We start from the raw sequence: 3423 nt of genomic DNA, 5'->3' as shown, positions 1-3423 counted from the left end.
ACGCTGGGCGGGGAGGGTTCCCCGAGCGCGGCGAGCGTGGAAGTCACCGGTCCGGACGCCGCGAGTGGCGAGGCCGGGAGCCCGGCCACTGGCGGGGCGGGTGCTGAGTGGGTGGATGTGGCGGGGTTGCGGGAGTACGCGGCCTCAAGGTTGCCGGATTACATGGTGCCGCTGGTCGTTCAAATCGAGGCGATTCCGCTGACGGTCAACGGGAAGCTGGACCGGGCCGCCCTACCGGCGCCCGATCTGCCCGATGCGGGGCGGGCGGCGGAAACGCCGATGGAAGAGATCCTCTGCGGACTGTTCGCCGAGGTCCTGGGCGTGGAGCAGGTCAGCGCCGAGGCGTCGTTCTTCGAACTGGGCGGCGACTCGATCATGTCGATGCTGCTGGTCGCCGCCGCCCGCCGCGCCGGACTGGTCATCACCGCGCGTCAGGTCTTCGAGAACCAGACCCCGGCCGCGCTCGCCACTGTCGTCCGTACGGCCGACCAGGCCGCTCCGGTGGGCGGTGGCGAGCCGGGCGTCGGCGATATCCCGCTGACGCCGGTGATGCACGAGATCCTGGACCGGGCGGGAACGGACCGGATCGGCCAGGCCGCGCAGTCGACGATGATCGTCACACCGGCCGATCTCGACTTCGGCACGCTGGTGAACGCGGTTCAGGCGCTGGTGGACCACCACGACGTGCTGCGCGCCCGGCTGGAGGCCGAGCCGAAACCGCGTCTGGTGGTGCCGGAGACGACCGCGGCGGCCGATTGGCTGCACCGGGCCGACGTACGCGGACTCGACGGTGACGCGCTGCGCGAGGCGGTGGACGAGCAGACGCGGGCGGCGGCCGCACGACTGGATCCACAGGCGGGGGTGATGGCCCAGTTCGTCTGGTTCGACGCGGGACCGGACGTGCAGGGACGTCTCCTGGCCACCATCAACCACCTGGTGGTCGACGGGGTCTCCTGGCGGATCCTGGCGCCGGACCTGGCCGAGGCGTACATGTCGCTGGCCGCGGGCAGGGAGGTCGCGCTCCAGCCGGTGCCGACCTCGTTCCGGCACTGGGCGCGGGCGCTGGCCGCACAGGCCGTCACTCCCGAACGGGTGGCCGAAACACCTGAATGGGTACGGCTCCTGCGGAGTCCCGACCCATCGTTCACCTCCCGGCCGGTGGACCCGGCCAGGGACGTCGGCGCGGCGGTGCGCGAGCTGGCGGTGAAGGTGCCGGTCGACGTCACCTCGGCGCTGCTGACCACCGTCCCCGCCGCGTTCCACGCGGGGGTCGAGGACGTGCTGCTGACCGGTCTCGCGGCGGCCGTCGCCGAGTGGCGGCGCGAGCGCGGCGAGACCACGACCGGCGTCCTGCTGGATCTGGAGGGCCACGGCCGCGTCCCCCTGGCCGACGGCCTGGAGCTCTCCCGCACGGTGGGCTGGTTCACCGACAGCCATCCCGTACGGCTCGACGTCGGCGCGGCCGACCACACCGATCTGCGGGCGGGCGGCCCTGCCGCGGACCGGGCGGTCAAGCGGGTCAAGGAGCAGCTGCGGGCGGTCCCCGGAGACGGCCTGGGATTCGGCCTCCTCCGCTACCTCAACGACGAGACCACCGCCGAGCTCGCCGGGCTTCCGAGGCCGCAGATCGGCTTCAACTACCTGGGCAGGTCGGCGGCCGGGTCCGCGACCGACGACCCGGCGGGCGGCGAGCGCCGGGAAGGCCCTGAAGCCCGGGAAGCCCGGGAAGGCCTGGGCGGCAGGGGAGGACCACCCCGGCTGAGGGACTGGCAGACGACCACCGAGGGTGGCGGCGATGCCAACAAGGACATCCCCGTCATGCACCCCCTGGAGGTCATGGGAGTGGTCCACGACCTGCCGGAGGGTCCCCAGCTCTCGCTGGTCATGCTGTGGCCGGCGGAGCTCATGCCGGAGACTGCCGTACGCGCCCTGGCGGAGGGCTGGGCCGGGATGCTGGCCGGCCTCGCCGCCCACGCCTCCGCCGGCGGCAGTGGAGGTCATACGCCCTCCGACTTCCCCCTGGTGGAGATCAGCCAAGGCGACCTGGACGAGTTCGAAGCCGCCGCGGCGGAGCTTGCGGAAGGGGAATGACATGAAGGAATCCGCACTGGCGGGAGTGTGGCCGCTGTCCCCTCTCCAGGAGGGCATGCTCTTCCACTCCCTGTTCGACGAGCAGAACGCCGACGTGTACGTCGAGCAAATGATCATCGGGTTGGAGGGCGAGCTGGACGCGGCGCGGCTGCGGGCCTCCTGGCAGGCTCTGCTCGACCGCCACGAGAGCCTGCGCGCCGGGTTCCGCAGCCGCAGCTCGGGAGCCCCCGTACAGCTGATCATGAGGCGGGTGACCCTGCCGTGGAGTGAGGTGGACCTGTCGGAGCTGCCCGAGGACGAGGCGTGGGCCGAGTCGGAGCGGATCGGCGTCGAGGAGCGGGCCGAGCGGTTCGACCTGGCGGTGCCGCCGCTGCTGAAGGTGCTACTGGCGAAGGTGGCCCCCAGCCGATACCGGATGATGGTCACACTCCACCACATCCTGGTCGACGGCTGGTCGCTGCCGATCCTCATGGGCGAGCTGTGGCGGTCGTACGAGGCGGGCGGCACGGCCGAGGGCCTGCCTCCGGTGACCCCGTACCGGCACTACCTGGAGTGGCTCGCCCGCCAGGACAAGGACGCGGCCAGGGAGGCGTGGCGGCAGGCGCTGAGCGACGTGGAGGGGCCGACGCTGGTCGCCCCCGCGGCGCGTGACGCCACCCCCGGCCACTGCGACAGCCTGACCGGGGAGGCGAGCGCCGAGCTGGACCAGGCGCTGCAGGAACTGACCCGCTCCCACGGCGTGACGCTGAACACGGTGGTGCAGACCGCGTGGGCGGTGCTGCTCGGCAAGCTGACCGGCCGGCGCGACGTCGTCTTCGGCTCCGTCGTGGCCGGCCGTCCGATGGACCTGCCCGGCGTGGAGAGCATGCTCGGCCTGTTCATCAACACCATTCCGGTACGCGTCCCGCTCGACCCATCGCGTACGGTCGCGGAGACGCTGACCCGGCTCCAGGCACAGCAGTCGGCGTTGATGGACGCCCAATATCTGAGTCTCAGCGACATCCAGCGGCTGGCGGGGCCGGGCGCGACCTTCGACACCGCGCTGGCCTTCGAGAACTTCCCCTCCGGCTCCGGCGGCAACAAGCCGCCCGCCGACGGCGCCTCGCGTCCGGCGGGGCCGGGAGGGCTGAAGTTCACCGAGAAGGGGCTCCGGGAGTCGATCAACTATCCCCTGGGCCTGGTCGCCGGCTCGCTCGGCGGACTGAAGATGCGGCTGACCTACCGTCCGGACTTCTTCGACGAGAGCAGCGCCCAGGCGCTCATGGACCGCATGCTGCGGCTGCTCGACCAGATGGCGGCCGATCCCGGAGCCAGGATCGCCCAGCTCGACGT

2 protein-coding genes are annotated in these 3423 nt (G+C 72.0%); both read left to right on the top strand.

What is annotated here, in order from left to right; genetic code table 11:
• A partial coding sequence (locus Mam01_RS35770; protein WP_239101876.1) for a condensation domain-containing protein occupies window positions 1–2091 on the top strand: 2091 nt, incomplete at its 5' end.
• 1 nt (window position 2092) lies between these two features.
• Window positions 2093–3423: condensation domain-containing protein (locus Mam01_RS35765; protein ID WP_239101875.1), on the top strand; the 1331-nt coding region annotated here is incomplete at its 3' end.

The organism is Microbispora amethystogenes (assembly GCF_016863015.1).
Classification (GTDB): Bacteria; Actinomycetota; Actinomycetes; order Streptosporangiales; family Streptosporangiaceae; genus Microbispora; species Microbispora amethystogenes.
This window is presented reverse-complemented; position numbering and strand designations above follow the sequence as displayed.